Source organism: Streptomyces bobili (genome assembly GCF_002154575.1).
Classification (GTDB): Bacteria; Actinomycetota; Actinomycetes; order Streptomycetales; family Streptomycetaceae; genus Streptomyces; species Streptomyces bobili.
Genome location: NZ_MUBA01000516.1, coordinates 1 through 1422, shown reverse-complemented (window position 1 = coordinate 1422; position 1422 = coordinate 1). Strand labels below are relative to the sequence as shown.

2 protein-coding genes are annotated in these 1422 nt (G+C 73.6%); both read left to right on the top strand.

Annotated elements, in window-relative coordinates:
• The coding region (locus BZL64_RS32075) for an HAD-IC family P-type ATPase (protein WP_143663366.1) at positions 1-628 on the top strand (628 nt) is incomplete at its 5' end.
• Positions 629-719: 91 nt separating this feature from the next.
• Positions 720-1422 (top strand): bifunctional transcriptional activator/DNA repair enzyme AdaA (locus BZL64_RS32070; RefSeq protein WP_244205614.1); only part of this gene is annotated, 703 nt, incomplete at its 3' end.

Below are 1422 nucleotides of genomic sequence, written 5' to 3'. Positions count from 1 at the left end.
CCCGCACCCCCGTCCCTCGGCCGGCACCACCGTCCTCGTCACCCGCGACTCCACGCCTGTCGGCACCCTCACCCTCACCGACCGTCTCCGTCCCGCCGCCCCGGCCGCGACCGCCGCCCTGGCCGCGCTGACCGGCACCACCCCCGTCCTGCTCACCGGCGACAACGCGCCCGCCGCCGCCCGGGTCGCCGAGGCCACCGGCATCACGGACGTGCGCGCGGAGCTGTTCCCCGAGGACAAGGTGAACGCCGTCCGCGATCTTCAACTCGCGGGCCGCAAGGTGCTGTTCGTCGGCGACGGGGTCAATGACGCACCCGCGCTCGCCGCCGCCCACTCGGGTCTGGCGATGGGCCGGGCGGGTTCCGACCTGGCGCTGGAGACGGCGGACGCCGTCGTGGTCCGCGACGACCTCACGGCGGTAGCGGCGGTCGTACGGCTCTCACGGACCGCGCGCCGGCTGGTGCTGCAGAACCTGGTGATCGCGGGTACCTTCATCACCGTCCTAGTCCTCTGGGGCCTCGTCGGCCACCTCCCGCTGCCGCTCGGTGTGGCCGGTCACGAGGGGTCGACCGTGCTGGTCGGGCTCAACGGGTTGCGGCTCCTGCGGGAGCGCGCCTGGCAGGGGTGATCGGCGTCGGTGCTGGACAGGCGAGGTCGATGTCGGATTCTCGCCAGCGTCGGACGGGCCGGTGGCCGATGCTGGACACATGCTGAACGGGATGTACACCGACCGGGAGCGCTGTGTGCGCGCCGTGCAGTCCAAGGACGCGCGGTTCGACGGGTGGTTCTTCACCGCGGTCCTGACCACCGGCATCTACTGCCGGCCGAGCTGTCCGGTGGTGGCGCCGAAACCGGAGAACATGGTTTTTCACGCCAGTGCCGCCGCCTGTCAGCAGGCGGGCTTCAGGGCCTGCAAGCGTTGCCGGCCCGACACGAGCCCCGGCTCCCCGGAGTGGAACAGGCGGGCCGACCTCGTCGCCCGCGCCATGCGGCTGATCGCCGACGGTGTGGTGGACCGGGAGGGCGTTCCCGGACTCGCCGGGCGCCTCGGCTACAGCACCCGCCAGGTGGAGCGCCAACTCCTTGCCGAACTGGGCGCGGGTCCGCTGGCGTTGGCGCGCGCCCAGCGGGCCCAGACCGCCCGCCTGCTGGTGGAGTCCACCCAACTGTCCATGGCGGACGTGGCGTTCGCGGCGGGGTTCGCTTCCGTCCGTACGTTCAACGACACGGTGCGTGAGGTCTTCGCCCTCTCCCCGACCGAGCTGCGCGCCCGCGTCCCGAAGCGGAACGACGCCACCGCGGCGGCACTCCGCAGCCTGCCCCTGCCCCTGCCCCTGCACGCTCTGCCGCCGCACACTCCGACGCCCCGCACGCCGCCGCCCGGCACCACCGAGACACCGGGCGCTCCCGTCGTCACCCCCG